At 57.9% G+C, this 18,816-nt stretch carries 19 protein-coding genes and 1 other RNA gene; 11 read left to right on the top strand and 9 right to left on the bottom strand.

All coding sequences use genetic code 11. The features are described 5' to 3' along the window. The first annotated feature begins 43 nt into the window (after window positions 1–43). The 5 genes from cysP to cysM all read left to right on the top strand — a co-directional run bounded on the left by cysP (window position 44) and on the right by cysM (window position 4,882). The gene (cysP, locus tag ABLV04_RS10940) at window positions 44–1,060 is read left to right on the top strand and encodes a thiosulfate/sulfate ABC transporter substrate-binding protein CysP (RefSeq protein WP_032444750.1); all 1,017 of its coding nucleotides are present in this window, start codon (window positions 44–46) and stop codon (window positions 1,058–1,060) included. Further along, the gene (cysT, locus tag ABLV04_RS10935; RefSeq protein WP_002913626.1) at window positions 1,060–1,893 is read left to right on the top strand and encodes a sulfate/thiosulfate ABC transporter permease CysT; all 834 of its coding nucleotides are present in this window, start codon (window positions 1,060–1,062) and stop codon (window positions 1,891–1,893) included. Before cysP ends, cysT begins: the two co-directional genes overlap by 1 nt. Next, on the top strand, window positions 1,893–2,768 hold the full coding sequence (cysW, locus tag ABLV04_RS10930; RefSeq protein WP_004201990.1) for a sulfate/thiosulfate ABC transporter permease CysW: 876 nt from the start codon (window positions 1,893–1,895) through the stop codon (window positions 2,766–2,768). The genes cysT and cysW overlap by 1 nt, the downstream gene beginning before the upstream one ends. Next, window positions 2,758–3,852, top strand: coding sequence for a sulfate/thiosulfate ABC transporter ATP-binding protein CysA (cysA, locus tag ABLV04_RS10925; RefSeq protein WP_004201991.1), 1,095 nt, complete (start codon window positions 2,758–2,760; stop codon window positions 3,850–3,852). Before cysW ends, cysA begins: the two co-directional genes overlap by 11 nt. Window positions 3,853–3,970: 118 nt before the next feature. Further along, window positions 3,971–4,882 carry a cysteine synthase CysM gene (gene cysM / locus ABLV04_RS10920; RefSeq protein WP_044524311.1) on the top strand — a complete coding sequence of 304 codons (912 nt, stop codon included), beginning with the start codon at window positions 3,971–3,973 and terminating at the stop codon, window positions 4,880–4,882. On the opposite strand, the gene ABLV04_RS10915 is transcribed toward cysM, so the two are convergent. Next, window positions 4,879–5,274 (bottom strand): nuclear transport factor 2 family protein, encoded by a 396-nt coding sequence (locus ABLV04_RS10915; RefSeq protein ID WP_180265864.1) that lies wholly within the window; start codon window positions 5,272–5,274, stop codon window positions 4,879–4,881. The genes cysM and ABLV04_RS10915 overlap by 4 nt on opposite strands. A gap of 163 nt (window positions 5,275–5,437) precedes the next feature. Then, window positions 5,438–6,736 (bottom strand): transcriptional regulator PtsJ, encoded by a 1,299-nt coding sequence (gene ptsJ, locus ABLV04_RS10910; RefSeq protein WP_064157295.1) that lies wholly within the window; start codon window positions 6,734–6,736, stop codon window positions 5,438–5,440. A gap of 82 nt (window positions 6,737–6,818) precedes the next feature. Between ptsJ and pdxK the strand changes: the two genes are divergently transcribed. Both pdxK and ABLV04_RS10900 read left to right on the top strand, forming a co-directional pair. Beyond that, on the top strand, window positions 6,819–7,685 hold the full coding sequence (gene pdxK, locus ABLV04_RS10905; protein WP_023290594.1) for a pyridoxine/pyridoxal/pyridoxamine kinase: 867 nt from the start codon (window positions 6,819–6,821) through the stop codon (window positions 7,683–7,685). Beyond that, window positions 7,682–7,921 (top strand): hypothetical protein, encoded by a 240-nt coding sequence (locus tag ABLV04_RS10900; protein WP_044524307.1) that lies wholly within the window; start codon window positions 7,682–7,684, stop codon window positions 7,919–7,921. The genes pdxK and ABLV04_RS10900 overlap by 4 nt, the downstream gene beginning before the upstream one ends. A gap of 40 nt (window positions 7,922–7,961) precedes the next feature. Here ABLV04_RS10900 and crr read toward each other — a convergent pair whose 3' ends face one another. The 5 genes from crr to cysZ all read right to left on the bottom strand — a co-directional run bounded on the left by crr (window position 7,962) and on the right by cysZ (window position 12,830). Beyond that, complete coding sequence (crr, locus tag ABLV04_RS10895; RefSeq protein WP_000522253.1) at window positions 7,962–8,471, bottom strand: PTS glucose transporter subunit IIA; 510 nt, start codon at window positions 8,469–8,471, stop codon at window positions 7,962–7,964. 42 nt (window positions 8,472–8,513) lie between these two features. Then, complete coding sequence (gene ptsI / locus ABLV04_RS10890) at window positions 8,514–10,241, bottom strand: phosphoenolpyruvate-protein phosphotransferase PtsI (protein ID WP_004201998.1); 1,728 nt, start codon at window positions 10,239–10,241, stop codon at window positions 8,514–8,516. A gap of 44 nt (window positions 10,242–10,285) precedes the next feature. Continuing rightward, complete coding sequence (gene ptsH / locus ABLV04_RS10885; RefSeq protein ID WP_002913505.1) at window positions 10,286–10,543, bottom strand: phosphocarrier protein Hpr; 258 nt, start codon at window positions 10,541–10,543, stop codon at window positions 10,286–10,288. A gap of 380 nt (window positions 10,544–10,923) precedes the next feature. After that, the gene (cysK, locus tag ABLV04_RS10880; RefSeq protein ID WP_023290592.1) at window positions 10,924–11,895 is read right to left on the bottom strand and encodes a cysteine synthase A; all 972 of its coding nucleotides are present in this window, start codon (window positions 11,893–11,895) and stop codon (window positions 10,924–10,926) included. Between the two features lie 173 nt (window positions 11,896–12,068). Then, entirely contained in the window at window positions 12,069–12,830 is a 762-nt protein-coding gene (gene cysZ, locus ABLV04_RS10875; RefSeq protein WP_023290591.1) for a sulfate transporter CysZ, read from the bottom strand. A gap of 230 nt (window positions 12,831–13,060) precedes the next feature. On the opposite strand from cysZ, the gene zipA reads away from it, so the two are divergent. The 3 genes from zipA to ABLV04_RS10860 all read left to right on the top strand — a co-directional run bounded on the left by zipA (window position 13,061) and on the right by ABLV04_RS10860 (window position 16,433). Next, entirely contained in the window at window positions 13,061–14,128 is a 1,068-nt protein-coding gene (gene zipA / locus ABLV04_RS10870; protein ID WP_348815726.1) for a cell division protein ZipA, read from the top strand. Between the two features lie 69 nt (window positions 14,129–14,197). Then, a complete protein-coding gene (gene ligA, locus ABLV04_RS10865) occupies window positions 14,198–16,213 on the top strand; it encodes an NAD-dependent DNA ligase LigA (RefSeq protein ID WP_180265861.1) in 2,016 nt (671 codons plus the stop codon). 1 nt (window position 16,214) lies between these two features. Further along, complete coding sequence (locus ABLV04_RS10860) at window positions 16,215–16,433, top strand: DUF3820 family protein (RefSeq protein WP_004202007.1); 219 nt, start codon at window positions 16,215–16,217, stop codon at window positions 16,431–16,433. On the opposite strand, the gene ABLV04_RS10855 is transcribed toward ABLV04_RS10860, so the two are convergent. Then, entirely contained in the window at window positions 16,430–17,428 is a 999-nt protein-coding gene (locus ABLV04_RS10855) for a bile acid:sodium symporter family protein (protein WP_023290588.1), read from the bottom strand. The genes ABLV04_RS10860 and ABLV04_RS10855 overlap by 4 nt on opposite strands. A gap of 88 nt (window positions 17,429–17,516) precedes the next feature. On the opposite strand from ABLV04_RS10855, the gene ABLV04_RS10850 reads away from it, so the two are divergent. Further along, entirely contained in the window at window positions 17,517–18,443 is a 927-nt protein-coding gene (locus ABLV04_RS10850; protein WP_180265860.1) for a LysR family transcriptional regulator, read from the top strand. Between the two features lie 87 nt (window positions 18,444–18,530). Here ABLV04_RS10850 and ABLV04_RS10845 read toward each other — a convergent pair. Beyond that, a non-coding RNA gene (locus tag ABLV04_RS10845) (RtT sRNA) lies at window positions 18,531–18,668 on the bottom strand. Window positions 18,669–18,816 lie beyond the last annotated feature (148 nt).

Here is an 18,816-nt window from a genome sequence, read left to right as displayed (position 1 = left end):
ATGATGATCATCAGTAAATGATCATTTTTGATAAGGGTGCGCAATGGCCGTTAAATCACTGAAAAAAGGATATCTGGCGCTGGCGGCTTCCATGCTGCTGGTGGCGCAGGCGCAGGCGACGGAGCTGCTGAACAGCTCCTATGATGTCTCCCGCGAGCTGTTTGCCGCCCTTAACCCGCCTTTTGAGCAGCAGTGGGCGAAGGACAATGGCGGGGACAAGCTGACCATCAAGCAGTCGCACGCTGGCTCGTCCAAGCAGGCGCTGGCGATCCTGCAGGGCCTGAAGGCGGACGTGGTGACCTACAACCAGGTGACGGACGTGCAGATCCTGCATGACAAAGGCAACCTGATCCCGGCCGACTGGCAAAGCCGCCTGCCGAACAACAGCTCGCCGTTCTATTCGACGATGGGCTTCCTGGTGCGCAAAGGCAACCCGAAAAACATTCATGACTGGAATGACCTGGTCCGCTCTGACGTTAAGCTGATCTTCCCGAACCCGAAAACCTCGGGCAACGCGCGGTACACCTACCTGGCGGCCTGGGGCGCGGCGGATAAAGCCGACGGCGGCGATAAAGCCAAAACCGAACAGTTTATGACCCAGTTCCTGAAGAACGTCGAAGTCTTCGACACCGGCGGACGCGGGGCGACCACCACCTTCGCCGAGCGCGGCCTGGGCGATGTGCTGATCAGCTTCGAGTCGGAAGTGAACAATATTCGCAAGCAGTATGAGGCGCAGGGATTTGAAGTGGTGATCCCGAAAACCAACATTCTGGCGGAGTTCCCGGTGGCCTGGGTGGATAAAAACGTCAAAGCCAACGGCACGGAAAAGGCGGCGAAGGCCTACCTGAACTGGCTCTACAGTCCGCAGGCGCAGACCATCATTACCGACTACTACTATCGGGTAAACAACCCGAAAGTGATGGATTCGCTGAAGGATAAATTCCCGCAGACTGAACTGTTCCGCGTGGAGGACAAGTTTGGCTCCTGGCCTGAGGTGATGAAGACCCACTTCGCCAGCGGCGGCGAACTGGACAAACTGCTGGCGGCGGGGCGTAAGTAATGTTTGCTGTGTCGTCCAAGCGCGTGCTGCCGGGCTTTACCCTGAGCCTCGGCACCAGCCTGCTGTTTGTCTGTCTGATTTTGTTATTACCGCTCAGCGCGCTGGTGATGCAGCTGGCGCAGATGAGCTGGGCGCAGTACTGGGATGTGATCACCAACCCGCAGGTGGTGGCGGCCTATAAGGTGACGCTGCTGTCGGCGTTCGTGGCCTCGATTTTTAACGGCGTCTTCGGCCTGCTGATGGCGTGGATCCTTACCCGCTATCGTTTTCCGGGCCGCACGCTGCTGGATGCCTTAATGGATCTGCCGTTTGCGCTGCCGACGGCGGTGGCCGGCCTGACCCTGGCTTCGCTGTTTTCGGTTAACGGCATTTACGGGGAATGGCTGGCGAAGTTCGATATTAAAGTGACCTATACCTGGCTCGGTATCGCCGTGGCGATGGCGTTCACCAGCATCCCCTTCGTGGTACGTACCGTGCAGCCGGTGCTGGAAGAGCTGGGACCGGAATATGAAGAAGCAGCGGAAACGCTGGGCGCTACGCGCTGGCAGAGCTTCCGCAAGGTGGTGCTGCCGGAGCTGTCGCCAGCGCTGCTGGCGGGCATTGCTCTGTCGTTTACCCGCAGCCTCGGCGAATTTGGCGCGGTGATTTTTATCGCCGGCAACATCGCGTGGAAGACGGAAGTGACGTCGCTGATGATCTTTATTCGACTGCAGGAGTTTGACTATCCGGCGGCGAGCGCCATCGCCTCGGTGATCCTGGCCGCCTCACTGCTGCTGCTGTTTTCCATCAATACCCTGCAGAGTCGCTTTGGTCGACGCGTGGTAGGTCACTAATGGCGGAAGTTACTCAATTGAAACGCTACGACGCGCCCCGCATCAACTGGGGAAAATGGTTTCTGATTGGCGTCGGGATGCTGGTCTCCGCCTTCATCCTCGTGGTGCCGATGCTTTACATCTTTATCCAGGCCTTCAGCAAAGGGTTAATGCCGGTGCTGGAAAACCTGGCCAATCCGGACATGCTCCACGCCATCTGGCTGACGGTGATGATCGCCTTGATTACCGTGCCGGTGAACCTGGTGTTCGGGACCTTGCTGGCCTGGCTGGTCACGCGCTTTACGTTCCCGGGACGCCAGCTGCTATTGACGATGCTGGATATCCCGTTCGCTGTCTCGCCGGTGGTAGCCGGTCTGGTTTATCTGCTGTTCTACGGCTCTAACGGTCCGCTGGGCGGCTGGCTTGATGCGCATAACCTGCAAATCATGTTCGCCTGGCCGGGCATGGTGCTGGCGACGATCTTTGTCACCTGTCCGTTTGTGGTGCGTGAGCTGGTGCCGGTGATGATGAGTCAGGGCAGTCATGAAGATGAGGCGGCGGTCTTGCTGGGCGCTTCCGGCTGGCAGATGTTCCGCCGGGTGACGCTGCCCAATATTCGCTGGGCGCTGCTGTACGGCGTGGTGTTGACCAACGCCCGCGCCATCGGCGAATTCGGCGCGGTATCGGTGGTCTCCGGTTCGATCCGCGGAGAAACCCTGTCGCTGCCGCTGCAAATTGAATTACTGGAGCAGGATTACAACACCGTCGGCTCGTTTACCGCCGCGGCCCTGCTGACGTTAATGGCTATTCTTACCCTGTTTTTAAAGAGTATGTTGCAATGGCGTCTGGCCAATCAGGAAAAACGCGCGCAACAGGAGGGAAATCATGAGCATTGAGATTGCCAATATTAAGAAATCGTTTGGTCGCACCCAGGTGCTGAATGATATCTCGCTGGATATCCCTTCCGGACAAATGGTTGCGCTGCTGGGGCCTTCCGGCTCCGGGAAAACGACCCTGCTGCGGATTATCGCCGGGCTGGAACATCAGACCAGCGGTCATATCCGCTTCCACGGTACCGACGTCAGCCGGATGCACGCCCGCGACCGTAAAGTGGGCTTCGTCTTCCAGCACTATGCGCTGTTCCGCCATATGACCGTGTTCGATAACATCGCCTTTGGCCTGACCGTGCTGCCGCGCCGCGAACGACCCAACGCCGCGGCGATTAAAGCCAAAGTGACCAAACTGCTGGAGATGGTGCAACTGGCTCACCTGGCGGATCGCTATCCGGCGCAGCTGTCCGGTGGTCAGAAACAGCGCGTGGCGCTGGCGCGCGCCCTGGCGGTAGAGCCGCAAATTCTGCTGCTGGATGAACCTTTCGGCGCGCTGGATGCGCAGGTGCGTAAAGAGCTGCGCCGCTGGCTGCGTCAGCTGCATGAAGAGCTGAAATTTACCAGCGTGTTCGTCACCCACGATCAGGAAGAGGCGATGGAAGTTGCCGACCGGGTGGTGGTGATGAGCCAGGGCAACATCGAACAGGCCGATGCGCCTGAACGCGTGTGGCGTGAGCCGTCGACCCGCTTCGTGCTGGAGTTCATGGGGGAAGTGAATCGCCTGCAGGGGGTTATCCGCGGCGGACAGTTCCACGTTGGCGCTCACCGCTGGCCGTTAGGCTATACCCCGGCATACCAGGGGCCGGTGGATCTGTTCCTGCGTCCGTGGGAAGTGGACATCAGCCGCCGAACCAGCCTGGATTCGCCGCTGCCGGTGCAGGTCCTGGAGGCCAGCCCGAAAGGTCACTACACCCAATTAGTCGTCCAGCCTCTGGGGTGGTATGACGAACCGCTGAGCGTGGTGTTAACGGGCGATGAGGCGCCGTCCCGCGGCGAACGGCTGTTCGTCGGGCTGCAAAACGCGCGCCTGTACAACGGTACCGAGCGTATCGAGCCGCGCGGCGAGCTTGCTCTGGCGCAGTCGGCCTGATAGCTTAAATCCATGTGCTTTTGCCGGGTGACGCTGTGCTTACCCGGTCTGGAATTATCACGCGTCTGGTAGGCCGGGTAAGCGAAGCGCCGCCCGGCTTTTTTATTGAGTAAAAATCGTGAATACACTCGAACACACCATCGGCAACACCCCTCTGGTCAGGCTTCAGCGTCTGGGGCCGGACAATGGCAGCGAAATCTGGGTCAAACTTGAAGGCAATAATCCAGCCGGTTCGGTGAAAGATCGCGCTGCGCTGTCGATGATCGTTGAAGCGGAAAAGCGGGGCGAAATTCAGCCCGGCGACGTGCTAATTGAAGCGACCAGCGGCAACACCGGTATCGCGCTGGCGATGATCGCCGCGCTGAAAGGCTACCGGATGAAGCTGCTGATGCCCGACAACATGAGCCAGGAGCGCCGGGCCGCGATGCGCGCCTATGGCGCCGAGCTGATCCTGGTCACCAAAGAGCAGGGGATGGAGGGGGCCCGCGACCTGGCCCTGGAGATGGCTCAGCGCGGGGAGGGCAAACTGCTCGATCAGTTCAACAACCCGGACAACCCCTACGCCCACTACACTACCACCGGGCCGGAAATCTGGCAGCAGACCGCGGGGCGTATCACCCACTTTGTCTCCAGTATGGGGACCACCGGCACCATTACCGGCGTGTCACGTTTTCTGCGCGAACAGAGTAAACCGGTGACCATTGTCGGCCTGCAGCCGGAGGAGGGCAGCAGTATTCCCGGGATACGCCGCTGGCCGGCAGAGTATATGCCGGGGATCTTTAACGCTTCGCTGGTGGATGCGGTGCTGGATATTCATCAGCAGGATGCCGAGAACACCATGCGTCAGCTGGCGGTACAGGAAGGCATTTTCTGCGGCGTCAGCTCTGGCGGCGCGGTAGCCGGGGCGTTACGTATCGCTCGCGAAAACCCAGGCGCGGTGGTGGTGGCGATCGTCTGCGATCGCGGCGATCGCTACCTCTCCACCGGCGTGTTCGGCGAGGAACACTTTAGCCAGGGAGCGGGTATTTAATCATCGAGCAGGTCGGTGCCGTAGGAGTTATCGACGGTGCACAGCCAGCGCTCGCCCTGCTTCTGAAAGACATAGGTTGCGCGTCGCGTAACCTGTGTTATCCCCTGTGCCGTCGGGATATCCAGCAGGGTCTCCATAATCACCAGCGCATTGCCGCCGCCCTCGATGACCTCCATTTTCCCCTGAGTCACTATCAGCCGGTGCTGGAAATAGTCGGCAATGGCGATAAACGCTTTGCGGATATTCTCTTTCCCTCTGACCACCATGCCCGGTTTGACGACCAGCGCGGCGTCTTCCGCGTAATAGCCCATCAGGGTATCGTAATCTTCCTGCGAGATAGCGCGGTCGCAGGCCTCAATGACTGTTTTTAGCGTCAGGTCAATGTGATGCATCTCTGGTGCTCCTTATTGTGAGCGATTTGTCAGCCACCGAGAGCGTTGTATCCGTCTCGACGTTCCGGTCATGCAGGTAAGACTACGCCTGTTTTCGTTTGATTTTTCAGTAATTTGTCGACAGCTGCCATCCCTCCCCGATGCGTTCGGCGCACTGCCTGCGTCAGGGGGCGTCTAACACCTGGGCTATATCGGCCGCCAGGCGGGCAATTTCAGCATCGCTCAGGCGACCCAGCGACAGGCGTAGCCCGTGGGAGGGCGTACGGATGCCAAACACCTCCCCCTCGCGGACCAGCCAGCCGGCGCGGGCCAGGCGTAAGGCGTAGGGTTGGCTCGCCGTTGGCAGCGGCAGCCAGAAATTGAGGCCATCGCCAGGCGCAGCATGACTGTCGCCGTGCCGGGCCAGCGCTGCCGCCAGTTTCTCATTCTGTTGCCGATAGTGACGGCGGGTCTCCGTCATCGAGGCGATAAACGCCTTATCGGTGAGACAGGCCAGCGTCAGATCCTGCAGCAGATGGCTGACCCACTGGCTGCCGGCGTTAAGCCGCAGACGCAGCGCGGAGGAGGTGTCGACATCGCTGGCGATAAAAGCCAGCCGCAGGTCTGGCCCGAGGGTTTTTGACATCGAACGCACCACCGCCCAGCGTTGGGTGCTCGCTGGCAGAGGAGAAAACCAGGGCGTGGCCGACAGCAGGGCAAAATGGTCATCGACGATCGCCAGTACCTGCGGATAGCGGGCCAGCACCTCCCGCAGGGCATGCGCCCGGGTTTCCGTCAGGCTACAGCCGGTAGGATTGTGCGCGCGCGGGGTCAAGATCACCGCCCGCGCGCCGTTGCGTAACGCCTCCTCCAGCCCGTCTGGATCCATCCCCTCGGCATCCACCGCCACCGGGCAGGGGGTAAAGCCAGCGTAACGCACCATATTGATGCTGCTGAGAAAACAGGGATCTTCAACCACCACGCCGTCGCCGGGGAGCAGCAAGGCGCACAGCAGACGCTCCAGCGCGTCAATCGCCCCGCTGGCGAGATTCAGGGCAAAGGGAACGGTTATCTCCCTGGCAAACCATGCCTCAGCCCATTCTCCTAGCCGCGGCTCGATGGGGGCATCGCCATACAGGCGGGGCGTGCGGGCAATTTGGCCCAGATAGCGTGGTAAATCAGGCAGCCTGGCGGGGTCCGGATTGCCGCTGGAAAGATCGTTCAGCGGCGTCGTGGGGTCACCGCCTTCCAGCGCCGGCAGCGGATCCCGTGCTTTGATAGCTGTGCCGTTCCGTCCCTGGCTGACGGCCAGCCCGGAGGTGACCAGCCGTTTATAGGCGGCGGCGACGGTATTGCGATTCACCGCAAGCTGGCTGGCGAGCTCGCGGACCGGCGGCAGAACCTCTCCGGGCTGCAAGCCACCGCTCTGCACCAGATGGCGGATATGATCGAAGATATCGCTGGCGGTTTTTCCGGCAAACATTATTGACCTATGACAAAATGAAATTTAGCATAGGACGAATCATAATCAGAGCGTGACCCGCTGTCCAGCGGGGGGAGAAAAGATGGGCCAGCAAGATGACATACAATCAGTGCTCTTTCACGACAAAAGCCGGGCGTCGGAAGTCGATATCGTCGCCGTGCAGTCGCAGGTAGTCTACGGCAGCGTCGGGAACAGCATCGCGGTACCGGCGATTAAACAGCACGGTCTGCGCGTGCTGGCGGTGCCGACGGTGCTGTTCAGCAATACGCCCCATTATGAGACGTTCTATGGCGGCATTATCCCGGAGGAGTGGTTTGTCGGGTACCTGCAGGCGCTGGAGGAGCGTGACGCGTTGCGCGAACTGCGTGCGGTGACCACCGGTTATATGGGCAACGCCGTGCAAATTGAACGTCTGGCGCAGTGGCTGACGCGGGTCCGCGACCGCCATCCCGATCTCTGTATTCTGGTGGATCCGGTGATTGGCGATGTCGACAGCGGCATCTACGTCAAGGCCGAGATCCCGGACGCCTATCGTCAGCACCTGCTGCCGCTGGCGCAAGGGATCACCCCTAATCTGTTTGAGCTGGAGACGCTGAGCGGCCAGCGCTGTCGCAATCAGCCGGAGGCGGTCGCCGCGGCGCGTAGCCTGCTGTCGGACAGCCTCAAATGGGTGGTGATCACCAGCGCGCCGGGAGAGGCTGATTCGACGATCAATGTGCTGGTGGTGACGGCCGATGCGGTGGAGGTGGTGGTTCACCCGCGGGTGGAGACGGATTTAAAGGGTACCGGCGATCTGTTCTGCGCCGAGCTGGTGAGCGGGTTGCTTTCCGGCCTGGCGCTGGGGGCTGCGACGGAGGCAGCCGCCCAGCGCGTGCTGGAGGTGATGAACTGGACTGCCGCGCAGGGATGTGACGAACTGATCCTGCCGCCGCTGGAGAAACAGAGATGAAAAGCTATCGGTTAGTGATCCGTCAGCAGGGACGCATTGTTGGTCATTTTGATACTTCAGGGGAGGCGGCGCTGGAGGATGCCTGCGTGGCGCGGTCGCTGTTCGGCCTGGCCGGTGGATATCAGTGTGAACTGCTGGTCTCTGACAGCGAGCGGCGAATTCTGGAGAGCACTCCGGAAGGATTGCGTATCTTATCCCGCGAAAAATGCTATCAGCCGGTGACCCACGCGATATAAAAAAATGGCGCCTTTCGGCGCCATTTTTATGCAGCAGATATTACTTCTTGATGCGGATTACCGGGGTTTCACCCACGGTCACGCTACCTGACAGTTTGATCAGCTCTTTGATCTCGTCCATGTTGGAGATAACCACCGGAGTCAGGGTCGACTTGGCTTTCTCTTCCAGCAGCGGCAGATCGAATTCGATAACCGGGTCGCCGACTTTCACGCGCTGGCCTTCTTCAGCGATACGCTTGAAGCCTTCGCCTTTCAGTTCAACGGTATCAATACCGAAGTGAACGAACAGCTCGATGCCGCTATCAGATTCAATAGAGAACGCATGGTTGGTTTCGAAAATTTTACCAATGGTACCGTCTACCGGCGCGACCATTTTGTTGCCGGTCGGTTTGATGGCAATCCCATCGCCCACAATTTTTTCCGCAAAAACCACATCCGGCACGTCTTCAATGTTGACGATCTCACCGGAGAGGGGAGCAACAATCTCAATAGTTCCGGTGTCTTTCTTGTCATCAGAAACCAGAGATTTCAATTTATCAAACAAACCCATGATCTTCTCCTAAGCAGTAATTTGGGCCGCGCATCTCGTGGATTAGCAGATTGTTTTTTCTTCAATGAACTTGTTAACCAGCGTCATTAACTCGTCCGTTGTCGGTTGAGCAAGAGCCTGCTCTGCTAATACTTTCGCATCTTCGAAGTTCGTGTTACGAATAATCTTCTTGATGCGCGGGATGGAAATGGCGCTCATAGAGAATTCGTCCAGCCCCATACCCAGCAACAGAAGTGTAGCACGTTCATCGCCCGCAAGCTCACCGCACATGCCAGTCCATTTACCTTCAGCGTGAGAAGCATCAATAACTTGCTTAATCAGATTCAGTACAGACGGTGACATCGGCTGGTAAAGATGTGAAATCATATCATTACCACGGTCAACTGCCAGAGTATATTGCGTTAAATCATTGGTGCCGATACTAAAGAAATCAACTTCTTTGGCCAGATGACGAGCAATGGTCGCCGCAGCCGGTGTTTCCACCATCACGCCGATCTCAATGGATTCGTCAAATGCTTTACCTTCGTCACGCAGTTCCTGTTTGTAGATTTCGATCTCTTTCTTCAGCGCACGCACTTCTTCAACAGAGATGATCATCGGGAACATAATGCGCAGCTTACCGAAAGCGGAGGCACGCAGGATGGCGCGAACCTGATCGCGGAGGATCTCTTTACGATCCATCGCGATACGCACAGCACGCCAGCCGAGGAACGGGTTCTCTTCTTTCGGGAAGTTCATGTACGGCAGCTCTTTGTCGCCGCCGATGTCCATGGTACGCACGATAACGGCCTGAGAGCCACAGGCTTCAGCCACCGCTTTATAAGCCGCAAACTGCTCTTCTTCGGTTGGCAGCGCGTCGCGATCCATGAACAGGAATTCAGTACGATACAGGCCTACGCCTTCGGCGCCGTTGCGCTCAGCACCTTCGACGTCGCGAACGGTACCAATGTTGGCGCACACTTCAACCTGATGGCCGTCGAGAGTAATCGCCGGCAGATCTTTCAGTTTCGCCAGTTCGGCTTTTTCTTCCGCAACCTGAGCCTGCAGATTACGCAGCGCTTCAATTTGCTCGTTAGACGGGTTGATCAGAACCTGGTTGTTCACCGCGTCGAGAATCAGATAGTCGCCGTTTTTCACCTGCGCCGTGATGCTGCCGGTGCCCACGATGGCCGGCAGTTCGAGGGAACGCGCCATGATGGAGGTGTGGGAGGTACGGCCGCCCGCGTCGGTGATGAAACCCAGCACTTTTTTCAGGTTCAGCTGTGCGGTTTCTGACGGGGTCAGATCGGCGGCGACGAGGATGACTTCATCCTGAATCGCGCTCAGATCGATGATGGCCAGACCAAGGATGTTGCGCAGCAGGCGCTTACCGATATCACGTACGTCAGCCGCACGTTCTTTCAGGTATTCATCGTCCAGCTCTTCCAGGGCAGTGGCCTGACCGTCGATAACCTCATTGGCTGCCGCGTCGGCAGTCATATGCTTATCTTTAATCAGGGCTATGATTTCCTGCTCAAGCTCCTCATCTTCCAGCAGCATAATATGCCCTTCGAAGATGGCTTCTTTTTCTTCACCGAAAGTTTCACCAGCTTTGGTTTTGATGACCTCCAGCTGGGCGGAGGCCTTGGCGCGGCCGCTCAGGAAACGTTCGACTTCCTGATCAACCTTATCGGCAGAAATTTTCTTCCGGTCGATGACAATTTCATCTTCCTTCAGCAGCAGTGCTTTGCCGAAGGCGATACCCGGGGATGCTAAAATGCCTGAAATCATAACCCTACCTTACTTGTGACTGATATGAAAAAGAACCCGTGAACTTACTCGAGTTCAGCCATCAGTTTAACCAGATGCTCAACCGCTTTCTGTTCATCTTCGCCTTCCGCGGAGAGGGTTACTACGGTGCCCTGGGTCAGGCCCAGAGTCTGCAGTTTGAACAGGCTTTTGGCGCTGGCGCTTTTGCCGTTGGAGGTTACAGTGATCTCAGAAGTGAAGCCTTTAGCTTCTTTAACAAACTGAGCAGCAGGGCGGGTGTGCAGACCGTTCGGAGCGGTAATGGTAACTTCTTGCTGGAACATTATATTTCCCCAACTTATAGGTTTAGTGTTGTGGACCTAAAGTCTAGTCTAACGACTCGACTTTAGCCTGTATTGTTAGCGCCGGCGTTACGTTTCCGGCCTTGGCGTCGGCAGCGCCTGGCGCTGCGAAGACCTGCGGGCCATTGACGTCTAGCACGTCATTAAACATTATGCCGCGAAAGGAAGACTTGAACCAAATCATAAAATCGATTCAGCTGGCGGAAATCCTCTTCTGAATAATTTCGCGCATCAAAATAAATGTGCTGGTTAAATACCAGACCCTACGAGGTGAATCAATGCCAGGAGGGGTAAAACTTTGACGTATGCCACAAAAAAGCACCTGAAAAGGTGCTTTTTTACACATTATTTACAAGCTGGCACTACTGTTGCAGTTCTTTCTCGGTGAAGAGATCGGCAAACAGCGCGGTGCTTAAATAACGCTCACCCGAGGAAGGCAGGATAACCACAATATTCTTATTGGTAAAGGCTTCATCTTCCTGCAGCTTCAGCGCCGCGGCAACGGCGGCCCCGGAAGAGATACCCGCGAGGATGCCTTCTTCTTCCATCAGGCGGCGTGCCGTGGAGATCGCTTCATCATTGGTAATGCCGATCACTTTGTCCACCAGCTTCAGATCCAGGTTACCAGGAATGAAGCCGGCGCCGATGCCCTGAATTTTGTGCGGGCCCGGCTTGAGCTCTTCACCCGCCAGCGCCTGGGAGATAACCGGCGAATCGGTCGGTTCAACCGCGACAGTGAACAGATCTTTTTTGCCCTTGGTGTTTTTAATGTAGCGGCTGACGCCGGTCAGCGTACCGCCGGTACCTACGCCGGAGATGAAGACATCCACCTGACCGTCGGTGTCTTCCCAGATTTCCGGACCGGTGGTCTTTTCGTGGATTTCCGGGTTAGCCGGGTTGCTGAACTGCTGCAGCAACAGGAATTTTTCCGGGTTGCTGGCGACAATCTCTTCCGCTTTCTGAATGGCGCCTTTCATGCCTTTGGCGCCTTCGGTCAGCACCAGGTTGGCGCCCAGCGCTTTCAGAAGCTTACGACGCTCGATGCTCATGGTTTCCGGCATGGTTAGCGTTAGCTTGTAGCCGCGAGCCGCCGCCACGTAGGCGAGGGCGATACCGGTGTTGCCGCTGGTCGGTTCGACCAGTTCCACGCCAGGTTTCAGCACGCCGCGCTTTTCAGCATCCCAGATCATATTGGCGCCGATACGGCATTTTACGCTAAAGCTCGGGTTACGAGATTCTACCTTTGCCAGGATACGGCCGTTACCAATGCGGTTCAGTCGTACCAGCGGCGTATGACCGATAGTCAGGGAGTTGTCTTCAAAAATCTTACTCATGGCCCGTCCTTAACTGTATGAAATTTGGGGGTACGGCATCAGCATACCCGCTTAAAGAATATGCGGAAGTAAGGATTTAGCATATCTATATGCGGAAGGGAAATAATGATGATCAAGAAGGAATAAGTGAGATATAAGGAGCGGCTCTCGCCGCTCCAGGGGAGGTGCTGCTGTTACTTCCAGCTGGCGTGTCTGTCGCGATAGCAATCGACCCACATGGCGGTGGCGCCGCAGATAGCCACCGGGAGGATCACCAGGTTTAACACCGGGATCATGGTGAACAGGCTGGTGAGCGCGCCAAACTGCATATTCATCACCTTGCGGCTGCGCAGCGCTTCGCGCATGGTCCTGAAGGGGACCTTGTGGTTATCGAAGGGGTAATCGCAGTATTGAATCGCCAGCATCCATGCGCTGAACAGGAACCAGAGTACCGGGGCCACCGTCTGGCCAACGCCGGGTATAAAGTAGAGCAGCAACAGTACGATGGCGCGGGGCAGGTACCAGGCCAGCTTCTGCCACTCACGCTTCATGATGCGCGGAATATCCTTCATGATGCCAAAGACGCCGACGTCCGGCGGGGTGGCGCCAGTCAGACGCGCTTCCAGCTGTTCCGCCAGCAGGCCGCTGAACGGGGCGGCAATCCAGTTGGCAATAGTAGAAAAGAAATAGCCAAACACCAGCAGGATCGACAGCACCACCACCGGCCACAGCAGGTAATTTAGCCACTGCAGCCAGTCAGGCACATGGCTCATCAGCGAAGGGATCCAGCTGTCGAGACGGGTAAACAGCCACCAGAAAGCACCGCCCATCAGCAGCACGTTAACCAGTAAAGGCAGGAAGACATAACGACGTATGCCCGGCAGCCTGATGAGTTTCCAGCCCTGCGAAAAGTAGTATACGCCGCTACGCGGGGTCGGTGCGGATGATGAAACCATAGCCAGGCATTGCTCCTTTTTGAACATCCAGTGTGAATGCTCGCTTATTTTATCGGGTCGTCAGACAATAACCAGTTAGGAAATGTTCGAAAAAACAGCAAAAAGCACGATTTAGTTCATCTTTATGTGGTGAAAGCGACCGACGCACTTGCACTTGAGGTAATCGGCAAATACTCTTAGTGAGTAAATGTTTGCCGTGGTGGCAAGGTGTTAGAACAACAGAGAATATAATGATGCAGGATTTGCGTCTGATATTAATCATTGTTGGCGCGATCGCCATAATCGCTTTACTGGTACATGGTTTCTGGACCAGCCGTAAAGAACGTTCTTCGATGTTTCGCGATCGCCCACTGAAACGTATGAAGTCGCGCGACGATGAGTCGGAAAACGACGACTTTGATGATAATGTTGAAGGCGTAGGTGAAGTCCGCGTTCATCCGGTGACTCACGCTCCGCACGGCGCGCATGGGGAGCATGAAGCCCCTCGTCAGGCGCCGCAGCACCAGTACCAGCCGCCTTACGAGCGCCAGATGCAGCAGCCTGTGCGTCCTGAGGAACCGGTTCGTCAGGCGCCGCCGCGCCAGGCCCCGGCACAACCGCAGGGACAACCGTCTGCGCCGCATGCGGCTCCACAGCCTGGCTGGCAACAGCCGCAACCCGCGCAGCCGCAACACCAGCCGCAACCTGCTGTGCAACAGCCTGTCGCGCCGCAGCCGGTGACCCCGACCGTCGCCCAGCCGCAGCCGGCCGCTCCGCAGCAGCCTGCGCCCCAGCCTGTTGCCGCGCCGCAGCCCGCGGTTGCTGAACCGCAGCCCGCGGTTGCTGAACCGCAGCCGACAGAGCCGCAGCAGCCTGCAGCGCCCCAGCCGAAAGAGCGTAAAGAGACGGTCATCGTGATGAACGTTGCCGCGCACCATGGCGCGCAGCTTAACGGCGAGGTGCTTATCAATAGCATCCAGCAGGCCGGGTTCAAGTTTGGTGAAATGAATATTTTCCACCGCCATCTGAGCCCGGACGGCAGCGGCCCGGTACTGTTCAGCCTGGCCAACATGGTGAAGCCGGGGACCTTCAATCCGGACAGCATGGCGGATATGATGACCCCTGGGGTGACTATCTTTATGCAGGTCCCTTCCTACGGTGATGAACTGCAGAACTTCAAGCTGATGCTGCAGTCTGCGCAGTATATCGCCGATGAAGTGGGCGGCGTGGTGCTTGACGATCAGCGTCGCATGATGACGCCGCAAAAACTGCGTGAATACCAGGATCGTATTCGCGAAGTGAAAGACGCGAACGCCTGACGTCGCGCGTTATCTCAACTCCTTCTCAACCCCCGCCTGTCGGGGGTTTTTTATCATTGATGGTGTGATATGGAACCGATCGAACAACAACTGACTGAACTGCGAACCACGCTTCGCCATCATGAATACCTGTACCACGTTATGGACGCACCGGAAGTGCCCGATGCGGAGTATGACCGGCTGATGCGCGAGCTGCACGAGCTGGAGAGACAGCATCCGGAGCTGATTACCCCGGATTCACCGACTCAGCGCGTGGGGGCGGCGCCGCTGACCGCCTTCAGCCAGATCCGCCATGAAGTGCCGATGCTGTCGCTGGACAACGTGTTTGACGAAGAGAGCTTTCTGGCCTTCAACAAGCGGGTGCAGGATCGCCTGAAAAGCACTGACCCTCTCATCTACTGCTGCGAGCTGAAGCTCGACGGCCTCGCGGTGAGCATTCTCTACGAAAACGGCGTGCTGGTGCAGGCGGCGACCCGCGGCGACGGCACCACCGGCGAGGACATTACCTCTAACGTGCGAACCATCCGCACCATCCCGCTCAGGCTGCATGGCGATAATATTCCCGCACGCCTGGAAGTGCGCGGGGAAGTGTTCCTCCCGCAGGCCGGGTTCGAAAAAATCAATGAAGAAGCTCGACGCACCGGCGGAAAAGTGTTTGCTAACCCGCGCAATGCGGCGGCGGGCTCGTTGCGCCAGCTGGATCCGCGCATCACCGCGAAGCGACCGCTTACTTTCTTCTGCTACGGCGTTGGGGTGCTGGAGGGCGGTGAGCTGCCGGCCAGCCACTCGGCCCGTTTACAGCAGTTTAAAGCATGGGGATTACCGGTGAGCGATCGCGTCACCCTATGTGATACCCCCGAGGAAGTGCTCACTTACTATCGTAAAGTCGAGGAAGATCGTCCCCATCTGGGCTTTGACATTGATGGCGTGGTGATCAAAGTCGATTCGCTGGCGCTGCAGGAGCAGTTAGGTTTCGTGGCCCGCGCGCCGCGCTGGGCCGTGGCCTTTAAGTTCCCCGCCCAGGAGCAGATGACTTTCGTCCGGGACGTGGAGTTCCAGGTGGGCCGCACCGGGGCGATTACGCCGGTGGCGCGCCTGGAGCCGGTCCATGTCGCCGGCGTGCTGGTGAGTAATGCCACGTTGCATAATGCCGATGAGATCGAACGCTTAGGCTTGAAAATCGGCGACAAGGTGGTGATTCGCCGGGCAGGCGACGTGATCCCTCAGGTGGTCAACGTGGTGCTTTCCGAACGCCCGGCAGATGCCCGGGATGTTGAATTCCCGACCCACTGCCCGGTCTGTCAGTCCGACGTTGAGCGAGTGGAAGGCGAGGCGGTAGCCCGCTGTACCGGCGGCCTTATCTGCGGCGCGCAGCGTAAAGAGTCGCTCAAGCACTTTGTCTCCCGTCGCGCGCTGGACGTTGACGGCATGGGCGACAAGATCATCGACCAGCTGGTGGAGAAAGAGTACGTCCATACCCCGGCGGATCTGTTCCGACTGACCGCAGGGAAACTGACCGGGCTGGATCGGATGGGGCCGAAGTCCGCGCAAAACGTGGTCAACGCTCTCGAGAAAGCCAAAGAGACAACCTTTGCGCGTTTCCTCTACGCCTTAGGCATTCGCGAGGTAGGAGAAGCGACGGCGGCGGGCCTGGCGGCGCATTTCGGCACCCTCGAGGCCCTGGAGCAGGCTTCTATTGAGGAGCTGCAGAAGGTCCCTGATGTCGGCATTGTGGTCGCCACCCATACCTTCAACTTCTTTGCCGAAGAGAGCAACCGCGATGTCATCGCGCAGCTGCTGGCGGAAGGGGTTCACTGGCCGGCGCCGGTGGTGGTGAAGGCGGAAGAGATTGACAGCCCGTTTGCAGGCAAAACCGTCGTCCTGACCGGCAGCCTCAGTCAGCTGTCGCGGGATGACGCCAAAGCGCGTCTGGTGGCGCTGGGGGCGAAGGTGGCGGGCAGCGTATCGAAGAAGACCGATCTGGTGATTGCTGGCGAAGCGGCGGGTTCTAAGCTGGCGAAAGCGCAGGAGCTCGGCATCGAGGTGATTGACGAAGCCGAAATGATGCGTCTGCTGGGAGAATAACGTGGATAAAGCGCAGCTGGTGGAGATCGCCAATACTGAGATGCCGTTCGGTAAATACAAGGGGCGTCGTTTAATCGATGTCCCGGAGGAGTATTTATTGTGGTTTGCGCGCAAGGATCAATTCCCTGCCGGCCATCTCGGCGAGCTGATGGCGCTGACCCTGCTGATTAAAAGCGAGGGGCTGAGCGATCTGGTCCAGCCCCTGAAGAAAGCGCGTTAAGCTTTGGCGGCGTTGGCCTTTTCCTGAGCGAGACGCGCATCGGTTTGCTGTTTATAGCGCCGTGCCAGCACCGCGCAGACCATCAGCTGGATTTGATGGAAGATCATCAGCGGCAGCACCATGATGCCGAGGATGGAGGTCGGAAAGAGAATATTGGCCATCGGGATGCCGTTGGCCAGGCTCTTTTTCGAACCGCAGAAGACGATGGTAATTTCATCGGCTTTGTTAAAGCCGCAGCGGCGGGCGACGAACACATTGACCGCGATGACGATGGCCAGCAGCACCAGGCTGACCACCACGATAAACAGCAGCGATCCCAGACCCACTTTATGCCAGATGCCGTTCACCACCGCTTCGCTAAAGGCGGAGTAAACCACCAGCAGAATCGAGGTCTGGTCGGTCTTACCAATCCACTTCTTATGCTTCGCCACCCAGTTGCCGATCCACGGCCGCGATAAATGGCCGAGCACGAAAGGCAACAGCAGCTGCAGCATGATCTTTCCGACCTGCTCGAGGCTACCGCCTGCGCCATGAAGGTTCATCAGGGCACCCACCAGCAGCGGTGAAACAAAGATGCCCAACAGGCTGGAGGCCGAGGCTGAGCAGACCGCCGCCGCGACGTTGCCTCCGGCCAGCGAGGTGAAGGCGATGGCGGATTGCACGGTGGCCGGCAGAATGCACAAATAAATAAAGCCGCTGTAGAGCATCGGATCGACCTTCACCGGCGCCCACCAGGCAAACAGGACCCCCAGCACCGGGAAGAGAATAAAGGTGCTGCACATCACCCAGAGATGCAAACGCCAGTGGCTGCCGCCGGCGATAATTGCCTCCCGGGAGAGTTTGGCGCCGTGCATAAAGAACAGCAGGGCGATGGCGGCGGTGGTCAGATGTTCAAAGAAGGGGACGAAAGCGCCACGGGCCGGGAAGAATGAGGCCAACAGGACAACGGTGACCAGGGTTGCCGTAAACGGATCGAGAATGCGGAAAAGTTTCATAAACGCTCCTGAAAAGAGATGCGTTATTGTGCTTTTTTTGATTTGAGAAATAAAATTGATTTATTGCATCTATTCATGAATAAAAAAGATGAATTACTCTCTGCGTCAGTTAAAAGTATTTGTTACCGTCGCCCGCGCCAGGAGCTTTAGCCGGGCGGGGGAGATGATTGGCTTAAGCCAGTCGGCCGTCAGCCACAGCGTCAAGGAGCTGGAGCATCAGACCGGGGTCCGTCTCCTAGACCGTACCACCCGGGAGGTGGTCCTCACCGAGGCGGGTCAGCAGCTGGCAGGCAGGCTGGAGCGTTTGCTCGATGAGCTGGCGGTGACGCTGCGCGATGCCGGTCGGGTAGGCCAGCAGCTGAGCGGCACCGTCAAGGTTGCCGCCAGTCAGACGATTTCCGCCCACCTTATTCCCCAGTGTATTGCTCACAGCAATCGTCGCTATCCTGATATCGATTTCGTGCTGCACGACCGGCCTCAGCAGTGGGTGCTGGAGAGTATTCGCCAGGGGGAAGTGGATTTCGGCATTGTGATTGACCCTGGCCCGGCGGCGGACCTGCAATGTGAAGTGGTCCTGGCGGAACCTTTTTTGCTGCTCTGCCGGGAGGATCATCCTTTTGCCAGCCTGACTGAAGTGCCATGGCAGGCGCTACAGGATGAGAGACTGATCCTGCAGGACTATGCCTCCGGCAGCCGTCCGCTGATTGATGCTGCTCTCAGCAGGCTGGCTGTCCGGGCGAACATTGTGCAGGAGATTGGCCATCCGGCAACGCTGTTTCCGATGGTGGAGTCGGGAATTGGCATCAGCGTACTGCCGGCGCTGGCGCTGCCGTTACCGCAGGGAAGCCATCTGGCGGTGAAGCGACTCACTCCGATAATGGAGCGGCAGCTGATGCTGGCATGCCGGAAAAATCGCTCGCTGTCGACCGCCGCCCAGGCGTTATGGGAAATCGTGCGAAAAGAAGGGGAGAATCTCACCGCCGCCAGGGTTGAAGATCCGCTGTATCAGCGTTGATAGCGGTTTATCGCCACGGGGAGGCTCGTGGCCAGAGCGTGCGTTCCGCGCATAGCAAAAAGGCGCCTTTAGGGCGCCTTTTTACATTGGTGGGTCGTGCAGGATGACTCGGCTTCGCCTCGCCCTTCGGGCCGTCACCGCAAGCGGCTCCGTTGTCTCACTGCGTTCGACCCGAACCTGCTGCAGAGACACTCGTCTCATCCTGAGACTCGCCCTGCGGGCCAACGCCGCCGCGTTGTTCAAAATTGTTCCCGACAATTTTGTCGAATCGTTGAGTTCCGCGCATAGCAAAAAGGCGCCTTTAGGGCGCCTTTTTACATTGGTGGGTCGTGCAGGATTCGAACCTGCGACCAATTGATTAAAAGTCAACTGC

This window comes from Klebsiella sp. JN_Kp127, from assembly GCF_040062505.1.
GTDB classification, from domain to species: Bacteria; Pseudomonadota; Gammaproteobacteria; order Enterobacterales; family Enterobacteriaceae; genus Klebsiella; species Klebsiella quasipneumoniae.
This window is presented reverse-complemented; position numbering and strand designations above follow the sequence as displayed.

Bases quoted from the DNA above. Each gene is read 5' to 3' on its own strand.
- cysA (WP_004201991.1), top strand. From the start codon at position 2,758: ATGAGCATTGAGATTGCCAATATTAAGAAATCGTTTGGTCGCACCCAG.
- ptsH (WP_002913505.1), bottom strand. From the start codon at position 10,543: ATGTTCCAGCAAGAAGTTACCATTACCGCTCCGAACGGTCTGCACACC.
- pdxK (WP_023290594.1), top strand. From the start codon at position 6,819: ATGGGCCAGCAAGATGACATACAATCAGTGCTCTTTCACGACAAAAGC.
- ABLV04_RS10915 (WP_180265864.1), bottom strand. From the start codon at position 5,274: ATGCATCACATTGACCTGACGCTAAAAACAGTCATTGAGGCCTGCGAC.
- zipA (WP_348815726.1), top strand. From the start codon at position 13,061: ATGATGCAGGATTTGCGTCTGATATTAATCATTGTTGGCGCGATCGCC.
- ptsI (WP_004201998.1), bottom strand. From the start codon at position 10,241: ATGATTTCAGGCATTTTAGCATCCCCGGGTATCGCCTTCGGCAAAGCA.
- ptsJ (WP_064157295.1), bottom strand. From the start codon at position 6,736: ATGTTTGCCGGAAAAACCGCCAGCGATATCTTCGATCATATCCGCCAT.
- ligA (WP_180265861.1), top strand. From the start codon at position 14,198: ATGGAACCGATCGAACAACAACTGACTGAACTGCGAACCACGCTTCGC.
- ABLV04_RS10900 (WP_044524307.1), top strand. From the start codon at position 7,682: ATGAAAAGCTATCGGTTAGTGATCCGTCAGCAGGGACGCATTGTTGGT.
- cysK (WP_023290592.1), bottom strand. From the start codon at position 11,895: ATGAGTAAGATTTTTGAAGACAACTCCCTGACTATCGGTCATACGCCG.
- ABLV04_RS10850 (WP_180265860.1), top strand. From the start codon at position 17,517: ATGAATTACTCTCTGCGTCAGTTAAAAGTATTTGTTACCGTCGCCCGC.
- ABLV04_RS10855 (WP_023290588.1), bottom strand. From the start codon at position 17,428: ATGAAACTTTTCCGCATTCTCGATCCGTTTACGGCAACCCTGGTCACC.
- cysZ (WP_023290591.1), bottom strand. From the start codon at position 12,830: ATGGTTTCATCATCCGCACCGACCCCGCGTAGCGGCGTATACTACTTT.
- cysW (WP_004201990.1), top strand. From the start codon at position 1,893: ATGGCGGAAGTTACTCAATTGAAACGCTACGACGCGCCCCGCATCAAC.
- cysT (WP_002913626.1), top strand. From the start codon at position 1,060: ATGTTTGCTGTGTCGTCCAAGCGCGTGCTGCCGGGCTTTACCCTGAGC.
- cysP (WP_032444750.1), top strand. From the start codon at position 44: ATGGCCGTTAAATCACTGAAAAAAGGATATCTGGCGCTGGCGGCTTCC.
- crr (WP_000522253.1), bottom strand. From the start codon at position 8,471: ATGGGTTTGTTTGATAAATTGAAATCTCTGGTTTCTGATGACAAGAAA.